The organism is Microbacterium sp. ZW3a (assembly GCF_057167165.1).
The window spans coordinates 286922-304206 of record NZ_CM169903.1 but is presented as its reverse complement, the minus strand read 5'-3'; the positions used below and the strand labels follow the sequence as shown (position 1 = coordinate 304206).

18 protein-coding genes and 1 tRNA gene are annotated in these 17285 nt (G+C 67.9%); 10 read left to right on the top strand and 9 right to left on the bottom strand.

Features of this window, described 5'->3' with window-relative positions; genetic code table 11:
• Nucleotides 1-23: 23 nt before the first annotated feature.
• Nucleotides 24-887, bottom strand: a complete 864-nt coding sequence (locus ACU6WY_RS01475; RefSeq protein ID WP_483820713.1) for a MurR/RpiR family transcriptional regulator — start codon at nt 885-887, stop codon at nt 24-26.
• A gap of 277 nt (nt 888-1164) precedes the next feature.
• Here ACU6WY_RS01475 and ACU6WY_RS01470 point away from each other — a divergent pair, with 277 nt between their 5' ends.
• Genes ACU6WY_RS01470 through ACU6WY_RS01460 form a run of 3 tightly spaced genes read left to right on the top strand, consistent with a single transcriptional unit; the run spans nt 1165 to nt 3964 of the window.
• Nucleotides 1165-1761: a recombinase family protein gene (locus ACU6WY_RS01470; protein WP_264632340.1), complete on the top strand. Its 597-nt coding sequence runs from the start codon at nt 1165-1167 to the stop codon at nt 1759-1761.
• An 8-nt stretch (nt 1762-1769) separates the two neighbouring features.
• Nucleotides 1770-3155, top strand: a complete 1386-nt coding sequence (locus ACU6WY_RS01465; RefSeq protein WP_264632338.1) for a Mu transposase C-terminal domain-containing protein — start codon at nt 1770-1772, stop codon at nt 3153-3155.
• Nucleotides 3155-3964, top strand: a complete 810-nt coding sequence (locus ACU6WY_RS01460) for an AAA family ATPase (protein ID WP_438352946.1) — start codon at nt 3155-3157, stop codon at nt 3962-3964. Before ACU6WY_RS01465 ends, ACU6WY_RS01460 begins: the two co-directional genes overlap by 1 nt.
• On the opposite strand, the gene ACU6WY_RS01455 is transcribed toward ACU6WY_RS01460, so the two are convergent.
• On the bottom strand, nt 3961-4743 hold the full coding sequence (locus ACU6WY_RS01455) for a universal stress protein (protein ID WP_483820712.1): 783 nt from the start codon (nt 4741-4743) through the stop codon (nt 3961-3963). The genes ACU6WY_RS01460 and ACU6WY_RS01455 overlap by 4 nt on opposite strands.
• Before the next feature lie 338 nt (nt 4744-5081).
• Here ACU6WY_RS01455 and ACU6WY_RS01450 point away from each other — a divergent pair, with 338 nt between their 5' ends.
• Entirely contained in the window at nt 5082-5387 is a 306-nt protein-coding gene (locus ACU6WY_RS01450) for a helix-turn-helix transcriptional regulator (RefSeq protein ID WP_483820711.1), read from the top strand.
• Nucleotides 5388-5410: 23 nt separating this feature from the next.
• Nucleotides 5411-6682, top strand: a complete 1272-nt coding sequence (locus ACU6WY_RS01445; RefSeq protein WP_483820710.1) for a type II toxin-antitoxin system HipA family toxin — start codon at nt 5411-5413, stop codon at nt 6680-6682.
• A gap of 42 nt (nt 6683-6724) precedes the next feature.
• Here the strand turns inward: ACU6WY_RS01445 and ACU6WY_RS01440 are convergent, their stop codons facing one another.
• Nucleotides 6725-6898, bottom strand: coding sequence for a hypothetical protein (locus tag ACU6WY_RS01440; protein WP_483820709.1), 174 nt, complete (start codon nt 6896-6898; stop codon nt 6725-6727).
• Nucleotides 6899-7135: 237 nt separating this feature from the next.
• Nucleotides 7136-7226 (bottom strand) — tRNA-Ser (locus ACU6WY_RS01435).
• Between the two features lie 139 nt (nt 7227-7365).
• Between ACU6WY_RS01435 and ACU6WY_RS01430 the strand changes: the two genes are divergently transcribed.
• Complete coding sequence (locus ACU6WY_RS01430) at nt 7366-8319, top strand: L-lactate dehydrogenase (RefSeq protein ID WP_483820708.1); 954 nt, start codon at nt 7366-7368, stop codon at nt 8317-8319.
• A gap of 214 nt (nt 8320-8533) precedes the next feature.
• Nucleotides 8534-9901 carry a DNA repair protein RadA gene (radA, locus tag ACU6WY_RS01425; protein WP_483820707.1) on the top strand — a complete coding sequence of 456 codons (1368 nt, stop codon included), beginning with the start codon at nt 8534-8536 and terminating at the stop codon, nt 9899-9901.
• 570 nt (nt 9902-10471) lie between these two features.
• Here radA and ACU6WY_RS01420 read toward each other — a convergent pair.
• The 4 genes from ACU6WY_RS01420 to ACU6WY_RS01405 all read right to left on the bottom strand — a co-directional run bounded on the left by ACU6WY_RS01420 (nt 10472) and on the right by ACU6WY_RS01405 (nt 14826).
• Nucleotides 10472-10882 carry a dehydrogenase gene (locus ACU6WY_RS01420; RefSeq protein ID WP_483820706.1) on the bottom strand — a complete coding sequence of 137 codons (411 nt, stop codon included), beginning with the start codon at nt 10880-10882 and terminating at the stop codon, nt 10472-10474.
• Between the two features lie 143 nt (nt 10883-11025).
• Nucleotides 11026-11682, bottom strand: coding sequence for a hypothetical protein (locus ACU6WY_RS01415; RefSeq protein ID WP_483820705.1), 657 nt, complete (start codon nt 11680-11682; stop codon nt 11026-11028).
• A gap of 46 nt (nt 11683-11728) precedes the next feature.
• Nucleotides 11729-12238: an amino-acid N-acetyltransferase gene (locus tag ACU6WY_RS01410; RefSeq protein WP_483820704.1), complete on the bottom strand. Its 510-nt coding sequence runs from the start codon at nt 12236-12238 to the stop codon at nt 11729-11731.
• Nucleotides 12239-12300: 62 nt separating this feature from the next.
• On the bottom strand, nt 12301-14826 hold the full coding sequence (locus ACU6WY_RS01405) for an ATP-dependent Clp protease ATP-binding subunit (protein ID WP_483820703.1): 2526 nt from the start codon (nt 14824-14826) through the stop codon (nt 12301-12303).
• 191 nt (nt 14827-15017) lie between these two features.
• Between ACU6WY_RS01405 and ACU6WY_RS01400 the strand changes: the two genes are divergently transcribed.
• Genes ACU6WY_RS01400 through ACU6WY_RS01390 form a run of 3 tightly spaced genes read left to right on the top strand, consistent with a single transcriptional unit; the run spans nt 15018 to nt 16488 of the window.
• Nucleotides 15018-15644 carry a hypothetical protein gene (locus tag ACU6WY_RS01400; protein ID WP_483820702.1) on the top strand — a complete coding sequence of 209 codons (627 nt, stop codon included), beginning with the start codon at nt 15018-15020 and terminating at the stop codon, nt 15642-15644.
• Nucleotides 15644-16258, top strand: coding sequence for a hypothetical protein (locus tag ACU6WY_RS01395; protein WP_483820701.1), 615 nt, complete (start codon nt 15644-15646; stop codon nt 16256-16258). The genes ACU6WY_RS01400 and ACU6WY_RS01395 overlap by 1 nt, the downstream gene beginning before the upstream one ends.
• Nucleotides 16255-16488 carry a helix-turn-helix domain-containing protein gene (locus ACU6WY_RS01390; RefSeq protein ID WP_483820700.1) on the top strand — a complete coding sequence of 78 codons (234 nt, stop codon included), beginning with the start codon at nt 16255-16257 and terminating at the stop codon, nt 16486-16488. The genes ACU6WY_RS01395 and ACU6WY_RS01390 overlap by 4 nt, the downstream gene beginning before the upstream one ends.
• 10 nt (nt 16489-16498) lie before the next feature.
• Here ACU6WY_RS01390 and ACU6WY_RS01385 read toward each other — a convergent pair whose 3' ends face one another.
• Complete coding sequence (locus ACU6WY_RS01385; protein ID WP_483820699.1) at nt 16499-17218, bottom strand: hypothetical protein; 720 nt, start codon at nt 17216-17218, stop codon at nt 16499-16501.
• Between the last annotated feature and the right edge of the window lie 67 nt (nt 17219-17285).

The window sequence follows — 17285 nt, the reverse complement described above, 5'->3', positions numbered from 1 at the left end:
TTGTGTGGTGATCGGGATGAGGGTTAGAGGCGGTGCTCTATGAGCACGTCCTCGGTGAGGGCGAGCGCGTCGACGCTTTCGCGTCGACGCAGGGCGAGGATGACGTAGAGCGCATCCAGGACGGCGAAGTGGACGATGCGGCTGGTCATCGCTTCCACCCGGTAGGCAGTTTCAGCCGAGCCGGCGATCAGCGACATGTCGACGGTTTCGGTGAGGGGAGATGAACGGAAGCTGGTCAGCGCGGCAGTGCGAGCTCCGGACTCCCGGGCAGCTCGAGTTGCGGCCAGAGTCTCGATCGTCGACCCGGTGTGGCTGATGGCGAAGAACAGATCCTTCGGGCCGAGCATGCGAGCGGAGACGTGCTGGGTGTGGACGTCGGAGATGAAGGTCGCGGGGATGCCGATCGTCGTCAGGCGATAAGCGGCATCCTGAGCCAGCGGCGCAGACGTGCCGACGGCCCCGAACTGAATCCGTGAAGCCCCCAGGATCGCCTCGGCGATGCGTTCGAGCTCTCCCGTGTCCAGAACGGCGGCTGTCGCCTCGACCGCTGCCGCCGTGCCGGCGAGCACCTTCTGCGAGACGGTGCGTACGTCGTCTCCGGCATCGACAGCGTCCAGCACCCGCTTCTCGCTCGGAATGGACTGAGTGGCCAGCGTGATCTTCAGCTCCTGATATCCGCGCAGGCCGATCGATGTGCACAGCCGCACCACCGTCGCAGCCGAAGTCTCGGCCAGAGTCGCGAGTTCCGAAACTGACATGTGGATGATGCCGAGAGGGTCGCGCAGGATCGTATCGGCCACGCGACGCTCAGCCGGTGACAGGGAGCGAAGCTGCGAACGCAGTCGTTCCAGGAGCGGCAGTTCGAGAGTGGAAAGCACATCCGTCATAGCCTTCACCATAAGAGCCACTCTGAAATTTTGTTACCGATGAGAGTAAACGCCGAATGAACATTTCGTCCATGGTCCGCTTGCGAAAGGAAGTTTCATCGACTTCCTTCGGAACCCACGTCTCAAGAATGTGCAGCTTTTCGAGACGCCCAGTCGGCACCGCTCTCGCGGTGTCGGGTCCCCGTAATCCTGAAGTCGCCGATGTCTCGAAAATGCGTCTCAACAGAAACCGTCTCAGGGTCGTGACTGCGAGGGGTTTGTGAGTCACACTGGTGGAGTGAGACTTCTTGGATACACCCGCGTGAGCACATCGAGTCAGGATGCGCAGCTGCAGCTCGACGCGCTGGTGGCTGCCGGCGTTCAAAAGCGCGACGTGTTCGCTGATGTCACCTCCGGGAGCAAGACCGCGATCGAGCGTCGAGGGATGAAGAAGCTCCTCGAGCACGCGGAGTCCGGTGACACCGTGGTCGTGTGGCGAGTCGATCGGCTCGGCCGCTCTTTGATCGACGTGCTGAACACGGTGAACCTGCTGCGTGACCGTGGCATCCACGTTCGCTCTATCTCAGATGGCATCGACCCGGCGACGTCGACAGGGAGGCTGATGCTGAACATGCTGGCCACCCTCGCCGAGTACGAACGCGAACTGATCGTCGAGCGAGTGAACGCGGGGATCGCAGCGGCGCGGCAGAACGGCACACGCTTCGGCCGCCCACTGTCCAATCCCGCAGTAATCGCCGACAAGCTCGCCATCGCCGCCGATGCTCGAGCGAAGGGCCGCACTGCCGAAGACGCAGCACGACTCGTCGGCTGGAGTCGCGCCACCCTGTACCGTCACCAGCAAGCCCTCGCCGGCCGCGAGAGCACCGTCATGTAGCAAATGCCATGGACGGTGACGAGCGGTGGCGGATTCTCCGACTTCACGTCGAAGACCAGATTCCCCTCGCCGCCCTCGCACGTGACACCGGCATCGGCCTCCGCACACTGCAGCGCTGGCATCAGCTCTACCGGATAGGCGGCATCACCACTCTCGACCCGCACCAACGATCGGATGCTGGGCTACGTCGTACGCCACCTCAGCTCGTGGCGTTCATCGAACGACTGGCACTGAACAGGCCGCGACCCGCGTTGACGACGCTGCACCGCCTCGCAAGCGCTGAAGCCGATCATCACGGCATGTCGGCGCCGAGCTACGCCACAGTCAGAGAGATCGTGCAGGCTCTCGACCCGGCGCTCGTGACACTCGCGTTGGAAGGACCGACCGCCTATCGAGACAAGCACGAGCTGGTGTTTCGCCGACGCGCCGAACGCCCCAACCACACCTGGCAGGCAGATCACACCGAGCTCGACATCCTCATCATGGGCGCCGGGGGCGCACCCGATCGACCGTGGCTGACCATTGTGATGGATGACTATTCGCGCGCTATCTGCGGTTACATAGTCTTCGCCGGGGCGCCGTCCGCGATAAACACAGCACTTGCCCTCCGACAGGCGATCTGGAGGAAAACCGACCTGACGTGGGCGATGTGCGGAATACCTGACGTTCTCCACGTCGACCACGGCTCCGACTTCACCAGCCACCACCTCGAGCGCACCGCCATCGAGCTGCGCATCCGCATCATCCATTCCATCGTCGGCAGGCCCCAGGGCCGCGGCAAGATCGAACGCTTCTTCCGCACCATCAACACCGAACTCCTCGCTACCCTCCCGGGGCACCTCGGGCCCGGCAGCAGAAGCCCCCACCCAGTACTTGATCTGGCGGCCCTCGACCAGGCAATTGGCACCTTCGTCAGGACCTACAACGAGCGCCCGCATCGCGAGCTCGGAGCCTCTCCGCGGGACGCATGGGTTGCCGAAGGCTGGCTCCCGCGTATGCCTGACAGCCTCGAACAGCTCGATGGACTTCTTCTAACTGTTCCGAAGAATCGCGTCGTTCAGCGCGATGGCATTCACTTCCAGGGCCAGCGCTACCTCGCCCCGACGCTCGCACCCTTCGTTGGGCACACCGTCACGATTCGATATGACCCCCGCGACGTCTCTGAGATCCGGGTCTACGATCGCGACACCTTCGTCTGTGTTGCAGTCGACGAAGCTCACCCCAATCTCCGACTCAGCCTCCGCGACATCGAAACCGCCCGCCGCGCCCGGCGGCGACAACTCCGACACGTCATCAACGACCGCATTCCCACCACCTCCGTCCGTGAGGAGCCGCGCGACGTCGCGCCCGCTCCCCATCGGCGCCGACTACGCACCTACGAAGAGGACGAGTGATGAACCAGGCCTTCATCGTGACCAAAGAGCACCGACGCTTCACCGAGTTTGCAAACGCCGTGCGCAAGGAACGAACGATCGGCATCTGTCACGGCGACGCCGGCGTGGGCAAGACCAACTCCGCTCGCCGCTATGCGAATTGGGACGTTCTCGAGCCCTATATCAATGAATGGGGCCCGCGAGGAGATCACGACGCCAAGCACTACGCCCTCGCCAACCGATCCCGCACCGTCTTCTACACACCCGAAGTCCTCTGCCGACCCAAAGACCTCATGCACGACATTGACCACTGGCAAGCACGAGTCGGGATCTGCGCTGATGAACACCTCCGGTCACTCGAGGCCGAGTTTCGGTTCAGGGGCGGCGGCGAGTCCCGTCTCGTCGAGCTCCTCATCATCGACGAAGCCGAACGACTCACACCCACCGCACTCGAGCTGCTCCGCGATAGACATGATCGCGAACACCTTTCGATGATCCTGATTGGTATGCCCGGCATCGACCAACGATTCCGCCACTACCCGCAGCTCTATAGCCGCCTCGGCTTTTCCCACCACTACCGAACGCTTGGACGCGACGAACTCCTCTTTGTCCTCGACCGGCACTGGAAGAGACTCGGTAGAACGCTCGACCCCGACGATTTCACCGACGCCCAAGCCGTCGCCTCCATCGAACGCATCACCCGCGGCAACTTCCGCCTGCTCGAACGGCTCTTCCCTCAGATAGCCAGAGTGCTCAAGATCAACGAGCTCGAGATAATCACCGACGACGTCATCGAAGCCGCCGCCAGCATCCTTGTGATTGGGAATTAGCGCCAGAGAGCGTTGCAAGAACGCCGCCAGAGAGCGATCAACTTCACACCTTCTCGGTGGGTGCCGATGACGATCATCGAGGCGGTCGGTGCGTGATCCAGAAGAGCATCGGCCGGGTGCGAGCGGACCAGATCCGCCTCGATGTGGACTCGCGGGTATCGGCGCTGGAGCACCTGTGTGGCCGCGTCGAGCAGCTCACGGTGCTCCTGCAGGAGCTGGTCGGGCCGCACCCAGAGCGCCGCGGACCCGTCGATCGACGGTTCCGGCAGATGCCAGGCATGCACGACGTGAAGCCGGCGGGAGGTCTCCTCGGCTTCTTTCGCCGCGAACGTCAGCGCGTCCGCCGACGACGCGTCATCGTCGAGGCCGACCGTAACGCTTCCCTCCCGTGGCCTCCATCCCACGGGGACGATGCACACCGGCGGCACCGATCGAGCGATCACGCGGAGGGGAAGCCACCCGCCGAGCGCCGCGCGAAGCGGATGATCGGGGTCGACACCGATGACCAGGAGGTCTGTTCCGGCGGACAGTTCACCCAGCGTGCGGGCGACTCCCCCTTCGGCGCGCTGGACGTGCACGTTCTGCCCGGGTATGGCCGAGCGAAGGATGCGCTCCGCATCCGTCAGAATCTCGGGGGTGTGCCCCCCGCGGACCCGGGCATCCGGGACCACGTGCACCACGTCGACCTCCGCCTCGTGCGCGGCGCAACGATCCGCCACCCACGCGAGCGCGGAGCGTGCCGCCGCACTGCCATCCACCCCCACGACGATGTTCTCCACGGGAGCCTCCTTTTTCCCGAACGCTACGCGCGGGCGGCGGAGGTGCGCGGGCCGAAGGTCCCGCAGGCCGAGGGTGTGGGACCTTCGGCCCCCACGCGGCGACCCGCGCTTCGGCATCCGAGGCCGCAGAGCCGGTCGCGTAGACCCGCCGGAGATCACCTCTCTTTGCCCGGCGCGTGGCGAGTCCATCGCGTCGCAGACCCTTCGGCGCGTAGTGACCCCCTCCCCGCCAACGTCGTGCTCAACGCACGGGACTCCGGAGAAGCGCAGGATGATAGCTATACCTTCCAATATGACCTATGCTTGGCAGGTATAGCTTTCAATCCGAGGAGGTCCTCGTGGTCAGCAGGCGATCACCCGCCCGGTCGCGGCTGCTCGGCGACCTCGGCGAGAACATCAAGCGGTGGCGGAAGCTCCAGGGCATGAGTGCATCCCAGCTCGCTGAGCGCGCGTACATCACCCGCGAAACGCTCCGCCACATCGAGAACGGTACGGGCTCGCCGCGACTCGACTCGGTCATGGCGGCGCTGAGCGTGCTCGGCCTGGCCGAGACCCTCGTCCGAAGCACGGACCCGTTCCACTCCGACGCAGGGCGGGCTCTCATGGATGAGCAGCTCGAGCTGGCCGGCGGGGCCGACCGATGATGCAGCTCCTGAACGCCGTCTCGGTGCATCTCGGCGAGGGCGCGGGCGAGCCCGTGCACGTGGGAACTCTGCGCGGATCGTTCCAGGGTGGCCGGCGGCTGGCCTCCACGTCGTTCGAGTACGACCCCTCCTACCTGGAGCGCTCGGACGCCTACGCGCTTTCGCCCGACCTGCCGCTTCGATCGGGTCGCGTCTATACCGGTGCGGACACGGAAATGTTCGGCGCGTTCGCGGACGCCACCCCTGACGACTGGGGCACCAGCCTCATCGACGCACAGTGGGCGAACGAGCGTGAAGAAGGTCAGCCGTCGGTCCTCGGCAAGTTCGACCACCTCGTTCAGCTGAACGACGAGACTCGTCTCGGCGCGCTCCGCTTCACGCCGGCGGGAGAGTCTGACTGGCTGACGCTCGACGGGCATACCGCCGCCCGCCTGGTCGACGCGGGACGGCTGGCGGCCGCGGCTGCCCGATTCGAGCAGTATGAAGCCACCGACGAAGACATCGAGCTTCTCGGGTGGGCGGGCTCGAGCCTGGGCGGCACGCGCCCGAAGGCGACGATCGCGGACGGCAACGCGCTGTGGCTGCTGAAGCTGCCATCGAACCGTGACCGGCGCAGCGACATCGAGGCATGGGAGGCGGTGGCGCTTGAGCTTGCCGACCGAGCGGGACTCCGTGTGCCTCGCCGCCGGCTGATCCGGAGCGATGAGTTCAGCTCGTCGTTGCTCATCGAGCGGTTCGACAGGACCACGCCGGCCGGGCAGACACCTGCTGAGCGGATCGGCTACCAGTCTGCCTACAGCGCCATGGAGATCCGCTCTGTGCAGGACCGTCGCACCTATGACGACTTCGCGGACACGATCGATCACCTCACCGGTTCCCGCGCGGACCTCGAGGAGATGTTTGCCCGCGTCGCCCTGAGCGTGCTGGTCGGCAACGTTGACGACCACTGGCGCAACCACGGCTTCGTCCGCCAGGGCGGGCAGTGGCGACTGAGCCCGCTGTTTGACGTGAACCCCACGCGCACCGGAAGCCGGGTCCAGGCACGACAGATCAGCGCCAGCGACGACCCGCTCGACCGAGACATCCGGATGCTGATCCGGAGCCGCGACGTCTACGCGCTGAGCGAGACTCGTGCGGCCGAGATCCTCGGTCGGGTCGCAGACGCAGTCGCGCAATGGCCGGAGGTTGCGGCGGAGACCGGCATCGCTGCAGCCGAGATCGCGAGCATGGCGTCGGCGTTCAGCGAGACGCAGCTCATGCACGCCCGGGAGCACGTGGCCGCACACACGGACTGACTCGCAAACGCCGTCACTGACGCCGCGCCGCCCGTATCCCCCTCACGCCGCCGAGGTCGCCGGCGCCGAGGAGGCCGCCGAGCTGCTGCCGCCGTAGCCGCCGAAGAGCCGCCACCGCCGGGCGCGGCCGCCGAAGTCGCCGCTGAGGAGACCGCCGCCGAAGAGCCGGTCGCCGAGCCGACCGAGGTCGCCGTAGGTGGCGACCAACCCGCTCATCTGCTCAGAATCACAGCCATCTGACGCGACACCCGCGAACCACCGCCGGCAAAGCGTTACGACGCCTAGTGATGGACCTCAGCGCCGTCCGCGACGAAACCGCCGCGATCGAGTGGCAGCTTCGCTGCTGCGCCGACACCGCGGAATGAGCGCCCATACACACTTTTTGGCCGATAACCCTAACCCCCACGCGAGCCCCGAAAAGGCGAAAACCCCCGCATCAGCGGGGGTTTTCAGTGGCGGTGACGGTGGGATTTGAACCCACGGTAGGGGGTTACCCTACACAACTTTTCGAGAGTTGCACCTTCGGCCGCTCGGACACGTCACCGCCGACCAGCTTACGACACTCTGCGGGATGCCGCGAATCGGGGCCCACACGGAGCGAATCGCGAGGCTTGTGGCATCCAGTTCTCCATCGTCGAACCACCGCTCTGGTCTGCGCTCGGCACCGGTGCCAGGATCGTGTCATGAGCGTGATCGAGAACTCCAAACTGACCGTCGTCGGCGCGGGGAGCGTGGGGGCCAGCGTCGCGTACGCCGCCCTCATCCGCGGCTCGGCGCGCCACGTTGCCCTGTACGACATCGCCGAGGCGAAGGTCGAGGCCGAGGTGCTCGACCTCGCGCACGGCACGCAGTTCACCGGGTCGAGCGACATCGTCGGCGGCAGCGACGTGTCGGTCGCCGAGGGCTCTCACGTCGTCGTCATCACCGCCGGCGCCAAGCAGAACCCGGGGCAGACCCGCACCGAGCTGGCCGCGACGAACGCGCGCATCATTCGCGACATGATGCCGAACCTGCTCGAGGTCGCCCCCCACGCGATCTACGTCATCGTCACCAACCCGTGCGACGTGCTGACGGTCCTCGCGCAAGAGGCCACCGGCCTTCCGACGGCGCGCATCTTCGCCTCGGGCACCGTGCTCGACACGTCGCGTCTGCGATGGAAGATCGCGCAGCGCGCGGGGGTCGCCACCTCGAGCGTTCACGCGTGGATCGTCGGCGAGCACGGCGACACCGAGTTCCCGCTGTGGTCGACGGCCACGATCGGCTCCATCCCAATCACCGAGTTCGACCTCCCGGGCGGCGGACGCTTCGACGAAACCGAGCTGGATGCCATCGCCGTCGACGTCCGCGACGCGGCGTACAAGGTGATCCAGGGCAAGGGCGCCACGAACTACGCCATCGGGCTCTCCAGCGCCCGCATCGTCGAGGCGATCCTGCGCGACGAGAACGCGATCCTCCCCGTGAGCACGGTGCTCCACGACTTCCACGGCATCGACGGCATGGCCCTCTCCGTACCCTCGGTGGTCAACGCCAAGGGCGCGACTCCCCTCACCGGCACCCCGTTCTCCGCCTCCGAACTGACGCTGCTGCGCCGCTCCGCCGACGCGCTGACGACGGTGGCCGACTCGCTCCGCGCCTGAGCCCCGCCGCGCGGGGTGCGGCGGGGCGGGCGCGGGGCGTGCGGTGCCGCGGGGCGGGCGCGCGGGGCGGCGCCCCGGACCGATAAACGCCTTCCGCGGCGAGACACGCCTCCTCAGCGCGTTTCTCACCGTGCAGAGCGTTTATCGGGGAGAGACGGTGGGATGCCACGGCCCCCGCGCGAGTGATGTCGGAGGCCCCGCGTAGCCTGGGCGCATGGCATCCCGTCGACCTACTCCCACCGCCGCGCCGTACCGGTGCACCGAGTGCGGATGGACCACGCTCAAGTGGGTCGGCCGCTGCGGTGAGTGCCAGCAGTGGGGCACCGTGGTCGAGGCCGCCGAGCAGACGGGCATCGTCCGCTCGATCGTGCCGGTGGCCCCGGGGGCCGCTCGCGCCGCCCGGCGCATCACCGAGATCGACACGCAGGACGCCCCGCGCCGCACGAGCGGAGTGGGCGAGTTCGACCGCGTGCTGGGCGGCGGCATCGTGCCAGGAGCGGCGATCCTGCTGAGCGGCGAGCCGGGGGTCGGCAAGTCCACGCTGCTGCTCGAGGTCGCCGCGCAGAGCGCCCGCGCCGGGCGTCGCGTGCTCTACGCCAGCGGCGAGGAGTCCGCGGCGCAGGTGCGGCTGCGCGCCGAGCGCACGGGCGCGCTCCACGACGAGCTCTTCCTCGCCGCCGAGACCGACCTCGCCACGATCCTCGGTCACATCGACCAGGTCGAGCCGGGGCTCCTCATCGTCGATTCGGTGCAGACGATCTCGTCGGCACACAGCGACGGGGCCGCCGGGCAGCCGGCGCAGGTCCGCGAGGTGGCATCCGCGCTCATACGCGTCGCCAAGGAGCGAGGACTGCCGATCATCCTGGTCGGTCACGTGACCAAAGACGGTTCCATCGCCGGACCCCGCATCCTCGAACACCTCGTCGACGTGGTGTGCCACTTCGAGGGCGACCGGCAGACGTCGCTCCGCTTCGTGCGGGCGCTCAAGAACCGCTTCGGCCCGACCGACGAGGTGGGCTGCTTCGACATGACCGGCAGCGGCATCGCCGAAGTGACCGACCCGAGCGCACTGTTCCTCGGCCACGGCGATCCCGAACCGGGCACGTGCGTCACGATCGCGATGGAGGGGCGACGGGCGCTGCCGGTCGAGATCCAGGCACTCGCCGTCCGCCAGACGGCCCCCAACCCCCGACGTATCGTGAACGGGGTCGACGCGTCGCGCGTGGCGATGGTGCTCGCGGTTCTCGAGAGCCGGATGGGCGTGACGCTGTCCGACCGCGACGTGTACGTCTCGACCGTGGGCGGGGTGCGCCTCGTCGAGCCCGCCGCCGACCTCGCGATCGCGATCGCGGTGGCGAACGCCGTGCACAACCGTACGGTCTCGAAGCGCCTCGCGGCGATCGGCGAGCTGACGCTCACCGGTGAGATCCGCAACGTCACGCAAGCCGCGCAGCGGGCCTCCGAGGCCGCGCGACTCGGCTATCACACGGTCCTCGACTCCTCGTCGCGCAAGCTCGCGCAAGCGCTCAACGAGTTGAAAGTGCGCGGGATGCCACGCGAAGAGGTCGCGCCCGAGTTCTGATCGTCCGGCCGCGACCCCTGGCCCGGAGCGGGATCGACGCAGCAGAGGCGGCCGCGGGGCGGCTCAGCGGCCGGGAGGTGCGGACCGGCGACGGCGGTGCGGCGATGTGAAGCCGAGCACAGCGGGGATCACAAGTCCGGCGGCGCACACGGCACCGGCGATCACGTACTCCATGCCCCGAGTCTTGCACGGGCGCCTCACCCGCGCGAGCCGGGCAGTTCACCCGCGAAGTGTCGCCCGCGTGAGGTACCGCGGTCGCGGCATCCACCCGCCCGTCGAGCCACCGCCCGGCGGCGCACAACTCCTGCAGATCCGGCGTGCCCCTCACCCCACCGGAGCCGAGAGGTCAGCGAGCAGGAGTTGTGCCCGCCAGCAGCAGCCGGCAGCGCCGGGAGCCGTCAGGCGTCGAGTGCGTCGAGCAGCCGCCCACCCGCCCGTCGAGCCACCGCCCGGCGGCGCACAACTCCTGCAGATCCGGCGTGCCCCTCACCCCACCGGAGCCGAGAGGCGAGAGAGCAGGAGTTGTGTCGGCGAACAGCGGGCGGTGCCGCCTGCTCCCGCAGGCAGGACTCAGGCGTCGAGCGCCGCCAGCAGGTCGGCCGGCGAGGCCTGGATCGGGTGCGGGCCGGCGATGTCGATGAACACCGTGGTGATCTCGTCGCGGTGTTCATCGAGGAACGCGCGCAGCCACTGCGGCGACTGCAACGCCACGTGCGGCGGGAGCGTCTCGGGCTTGTGGACGGCGTCGCTGAACAGGAGCAACGCGACCTGCCCGGTGTTCGGGTCGCGGTAGGTCCACACTTCGCCGACATCGCGCGGATCGTCGGCGTTGCCCGGCCGCATCAGGGGAACGACCGTGGGTCCGTGCCGCAGCGCGAAAGCGATCGCCGCTATGTCCTGCGTCTGCAGCGCGTCCGTCAGCGCGGTGTTCTTGAACTCCACGTCGGCCTTCTTCCCCTTGCGCTTCTTCCCCGCGACCATCCTTCGACCCTATCCGCGCCACCCCCGCGCTGCGCGGCCCACCCTCGCGTTCGGGGCACGATCTGTGCAGCGGGGCGCACGACGCGAGCCCCGCTGCACGAAACGTGCCCCACATGCCGCGCCTGAGCGCAGAACGACGGGGTTCACTGCAGAATGAACGCGGCCGTTCCGGCAGAAGGGATGCCACCGATCGAAACGCTCAGGTGGTAGGTCGCCCCGCCACCGGGGGCGAACGGCCGCTCGCCGCCGCACGACTCCACCGACGAGCGCGTGCGATCCCACGTCAACGGCGCGGAGCTGGTGACCTCCTGGCCGGCAGCGAGGGTGACTTCCATGTCGCTCGGCTCGGACTGGCAGTCGGTGGAGCGCCACCACACGTCGGAGCCGCTCGTCACCGTGAACGACTGCGCGCTCGTGCCGACGTTCATCGTGCAGGGCGAGGCCGAGGTGTTGGTGAGGCGGATCGAGAGCTGGGGGTTCTCGCCCTGGGGGTACTCGCCCTTGTCGGTGAGCGCATCGACCGTGATGTCAGCGGGCGTGCACTCGGCGGGGCCGGCCGGCGTCTGAGGGGTGGGCGTCGAGGTCGGCGTGGGCGAGGGCACGGGTGCGGACGCGGACTCGACGGGAGCGGCGCTGGTGGCGGCGGGCGCCGGGTCGGCGGTCGGTGCGGAACGCCACGGCGGTGCCACGACCAGCCACACGACGAGGCCGATCACGAGCAGCGCGAAGAGCACGGCGACGAGGCGGCGGCGACGGTAGACCGCCGGGGAGGGCCGCCGCCGGCGGGGGGCATCGGTCATCGTTCCAGGGTAAGCGGCGTGGCTGGGCAGTCACGACACGCGACGCTCACAGGTGTTTGAGCATCCGGGTGTTGCCGAGGGTGTTGGGCTTGACGTGCGCCAGGTCGAGGAACTCCGCCACCCCCTCATCGGGGCTGCGCACCAGCTGCGAGTACACGTCGGGGTCGACGACCTGCTCACCGATCGGCGCGAACCCGCGACGCGTGAAGAAGTCGACCTCGAAGGTGAGGCAGAACAGGCGGCGCACGCCGAGGTCGCGCGCGTAGCCCTCGAGCTTCTCGACGATGGCGCGACCGATGCCGTGGTGCAGCCAGTCCTCGTGCACGATGAGCGTGCGGATCTCGCCCAGGTCCTCCCACATCACGTGGAGGGCACCGCAGCCGATGACCACGCCGTCGACCTCCGCGACGACGAACTGCTGCACCGAGCCGTACAGCACGACGAGGTCTTTGCCGAGCAGAATCCGCTTCTGCACGTACGGCTCGAGCAACGCGTGGATGCGCGCGACGTCGGCGGTTCCGGCGGGGCGGACGACGAACGGCGCGGGGGAAGTCATCGTCCCAGGGTACGACGAGGGCCCGGATGCCATGGCATCCGGGCCCCTTCGTTGTTCCGTCGTCAGCTGCCGGCGACGATGTCAGGCGTGGCGGCGATTTCCCCCGCCGTGCCGACGCCGATGGCGACCTTGTCGCCGCGCGGTCCGCTCTCGAACGTGAACTGCCCGTTCTCGACACCGATCTTCACGTGGTCGCCCGACACGAGCTCACCGTGGAGGATCTTCTCGCTCAGCCGGTCTTCGACCTCGCGCTGCATGGCGCGGCGCAGCGGGCGAGCGCCGAGAGTCGGGTCGAATCCGATCTCGATGAGCTTGTCCTTCGCGGTATCCGACACCTCGATCGTCATGTCGCGGTCGAGCAGACGGTCGGCCAGGCGCTTGGTGAACAGCCCCACGATCTGGCGCAGCTCGTCCTTGTTCAGCTGCGGGAAGACGATGACGTCGTCGACGCGGTTGAGGAACTCGGGCTTGAAGTGGCGCTTGAGCTCTTCGTCGACCTTGCCCTTCATGCGCTCGTACGACGTCTGGGCGCTGCCCTCGACCTGGAAGCCGACCGGACCACCGGCGATCGCCGACGAACCGAGGTTCGTGGTCATGATGATCACGGTGTTCTTGAAGTCGATCATGCGGCCCTGACCGTCGGTCAGACGACCCTCTTCGAGGATCTGCAGCAGCGAGTTGAAGATGTCGGGGTGGGCCTTCTCGATCTCGTCGAAGAGCACGACCGAGAACGGCTTGCGGCGCACCTTCTCGGTGAGCTGGCCGCCCTCTTCGAAGCCGACGAACCCGGGAGGGGCACCGAACAGACGCGAGACGGTGTGCTTCTCACCGAACTCCGACATGTCGAGCGAGATCAGCGCGCCCTCGTCGTCGAAGAGGAACTCGGCGAGCGCCTTGGCGAGCTCGGTCTTTCCGACGCCCGTGGGGCCGGCGAAGATGAACGAGCCCGAGGGACGCTTCGGGTCCTTCAGACCGGCGCGCTGACGACGGATCGTGCGCGACAGGGCCGCGATCGCCTGCTCCTGGCCGATGACGCGCTGGTGCAGCGCCTTCTCCATGAACATGAGGCGGCTGGTCTCTTCCTCGGTGAGCTTGAACACCGGGATGCCGGTCGCCTGGGCGAGCACCTCGGCGATCAGGCCCTCGTCGACCACCGCGTGGGAGGCGACGTCACCCGAGCGCCACTGCTTCTCGAGGCGCAGACGCTCGGCCAGGAGCGACTTCTCCTCGTCGCGCAGCGACGCGGCCTTCTCGAAGTCCTGCTCCTCGGAGGCCTGCTCCTTCTGCTCGCGCACCTTGGCGATCTTCTCGTCGAACTCGCGCAGCTCGGGCGGCGACGACAGGATCGACAGGCGCAGACGCGCGCCGGCCTCGTCGATCAGGTCGATGGCCTTGTCGGGCAGGAACCGGTCGCTGATGTACCGGTCGGCCAGGTTGGCCGCCGCCACGATCGCGCCGTCGGTGATCTGCACCTTGTGGTGCGCCTCGTAGCGGTCGCGCAGCCCCTTCAGGATGTTGATCGCGTGGGGCAGGCTCGGCTCGGCGACCTGGATCGGCTGGAAGCGGCGCTCGAGAGCGGCATCCTTCTCGAAGTGCTTGCGGTACTCGTCGAGCGTCGTGGCGCCGATGGTCTGGAGCTCGCCGCGAGCGAGGAGCGGCTTGAGGATGGAGGCCGCGTCGATCGCACCCTCGGCGGCACCGGCACCCACGAGGGTGTGGATCTCGTCGATGAAGACGATGATGTCGCCGCGCGTGCGGATCTCTTTCGTGACCTTCTTCAGACGCTCTTCGAAGTCACCGCGGTAGCGGGACCCGGCGATGAGCGAGCCGAGGTCGAGCGAGTAGACCTGCTTGTCTTTCAGCGTCTCGGGCACGTCGCCCTTGACGATGGCCTGCGCGAGACCCTCGACGACCGCCGTCTTTCCGACACCGGGCTCACCGATGAGGACGGGGTTGTTCTTGGAGCGACGCGAGAGGATCTGCATGACCCGCTCGATCTCTTTCTCGCGCCCGATGACGGGGTCGAGCTTGTTGTCGCGCGCGGCCTGCGTGAGGTTGCGCCCGAACTGGTCGAGCACGGCCGACCCGCCCTGGGCGGCACCCTGGCTCTGCTCGCCGGCGCCGGAAGCGACACCCGCGGGCTCCTTGCCCTGGTAGCCCGAGAGGAGCTGGATGACCTGCTGGCGCACCTTGTTCAGGTCGGCGCCGAGCTTGACGAGCACCTGCGCGGCGACACCCTCGCCCTCGCGGATGAGGCCGAGCAGGATGTGCTCGGTGCCGATGTAGTTGTGGCCGAGCTGCAGCGCTTCACGCAGCGACAGCTCGAGAACCTTCTTCGCACGCGGCGTGAAGGGGATGTGGCCGGTCGGCTGCTGCTGACCCTGGCCGATGATGTCTTGCACCTGCTCGCGCACGGCGTCGAGCGAAATGCCGAGCGACTCGAGCGCCTTGGCAGCGACACCCTCGCCCTCGTGGATGAGGCCGAGGAGAATGTGCTCGGTCCCGATGTAGTTGTGGTTGAGCATCTTCGCCTCTTCTTGGGCGAGCACAACCACGCGACGGGCACGGTCGGTGAATCTCTCGAACATCCTCAGTCCCTCCAGGAATGGGCTGACAGGCACGCCTCCGCGCGCCGTACATCGAGAGTAACCAGCGGCCGGATGCCAGGGCCCCGTGTTCGCCGTGGGCATACCGCCCGAGCCCGGGGGCTTGTCGCACGTAACGAAAGTCGATAAGTTATCGACAACCGATAACAACGAACATCGATAAGGAGTAGGTCATGGCATCCCCCCGTCCCACCGCGCGCGTGCTGTCGCCCGGAGACACGTCCGCCTACATGGGGTTCACGATTCTCGGCGCGGGTCTGGCCGTCTGGGCCGTCATCCGCAGCGTGACGAACATCGTGACCGCCCTTCCCAACCGGGACGTTCGGGTTACTGCGCCCTTCGTCGACACTGCCGCTCAGGCACCTCTCGGCCCTGACGGGGGGAGTGTTCCCGTCGAAATGACCGAAGGCGTTCTGGTCGCGCCGGAGCTGCCCGTCGCTTCGCTCTGGGCGCTCGTGATCGCTGAGGCACTGTTCGCGATCGTCGTCGTAACCGTCGTCACTCTGCTGCTCATCCTCGTGGCCGGCATCATCAGAGGCCGGATTTTCTCGGGACGACACACTGTCTTGGTCGTCTGCGCGGGCGTGGTGTCCCTCGCGGGCCTGGCCGGGGTGCCGTTCTTCCACAACATGGTGGCGAACGGCGCCCTTGCACGAATTTCCGACTACACGTATGAGCGAGGCTCGGTACAGATGGTCGATCTGCCGCTGCTGTTCGGCGCTGCGTTTCTGGTCGCCCTGGCGAGCACCGTCTTCACCGTCGGCGACCGCCTGCAGCGCGATACCGAGGGGCTGGTGTGATGACGCGCCCATCCGGGGTCTCCGCGCGCATGGAGCGCGGCACCGTGATTCTGTTCGTCGTGGCCGGGCTGGTCATGGGCTTCGCGCTCGCCCTCCCCGCGATCCGATCCGCGGTCGGCATCGCCACCGGCGACGGGGGCTTCAGCCTGCTCACCGACGCCGGCGTGCCGACGTCGCCCACGGAGGGGTCTGCCGCGATCACGTCGGCCCAGTACGAATCGGCGTGGGTCATCGCGAGTGGTCTCAGCGAGCAAGCCCGCACCCTGCTCGTGCTCGGTGTCGTGTTCGGGGCCCTGACCACGTTGCTTACCGTGGGGGCGCTGATGCTCTTCTTCCTGCTGCTGCTGTGGCGTCGTCCGTTCCACCTGGCACTGATCGTCGCGACACAGGTCGCCGGCGCGGCACTGCTCATCGGTGGCCTCCTGTCTACGGGCGTGGGCGGGCTCGGACGCATGATGGCCGCCGATGAACTGAACCCCTCCGCCGGGGGCGTCTTCGTGATCGGCACGGCCTTCGACCCGGTCTGGGCGCTGATTGGCCTCGGCATCCTGGCTCTGTCCGTGGTGTTCGCCTATGGACACCGCCTGCAGCGCGATACCGAAGGTCTCGTATGACCCCGGCGACCGAAGACGACGGGCCCAGCGGCATCCACTGCCGACTCGACGAACTGCTCGCCGAACGGGGCATGACGTTGACACGGTTGAGCGAGCTGGTCGGGGTCAGCATCGTCAACCTGTCGGTGCTGAAGAACGACCGGGCTCGCGCGATCCGCTACTCGACGCTCGCCGCGATCTGCCGCGCCCTCGACTGCGAGGTGGGCGACCTGCTCGTGCTGCAGCGGTGAAGGGGACGGGTCAGCGGACGCCGAGGACGGGGATCGGCCCGTCGGCCACGACATTGCCGCCCGAGAGCACCAGCTGGACGGGCCCGGCGGGGGCCACGCCCCCGACCTCGGCCAGCGCGACGCGCGGCGCCATGTCGGCCGTGCACACCTGGTCAGCGGGCGGGGTGGCGAAGCCGATCGCGACGTCGCCACCGGCCGCTGTCACCGTCTCGACCACGGGCGGGCAGCCGGAACTCCCCCAGGTCAGCAGGGCGACCATCGAGGAATCGACCCATCCGGCGCTCGGGCTGAACTCCGGCACCGGCGCCGGCGCCTCGGGGAGTCCGGCGAGGATCGTTTCGCCCGCGACGGCTCCGGTGATCGCGATCTGGAGGCCCTGGGCGGGATCCACGCCTTCGGGCAACGGGACCAGCGTCGCGCGCGGCACGAAGTCGCGCGTGCACGCGGTTCGCGTGCTCTCGGCGAGCGGCACCGTCAGCACCCGCCCCTCGAGCGTCGGCATCTCGACCGAGGTCGGCGCGCACGTCGAACTGCCCGAGGTGACCACCGCGATGCTGCGGCCCCCGTCGAGCCACGCCGCCTGAACGTCGGCGGCGGGCACCGACTCCGAGGCATCCGGCGACGAGGTTTCGGGGGCGCTCCCCGCGCCACTGGCGCACCCCGCGAGGGCTCCCACCCCGACGAGTCCGGCGGCCACGAGTCCGAGGATCGAGAAGCGACGGTGCGACATGGGACCTCCGTTGGTGAAGTGCTTCGCTCCATCCTGGCGAAGTTCGAGGGATGCCGCAGCCGAAGGC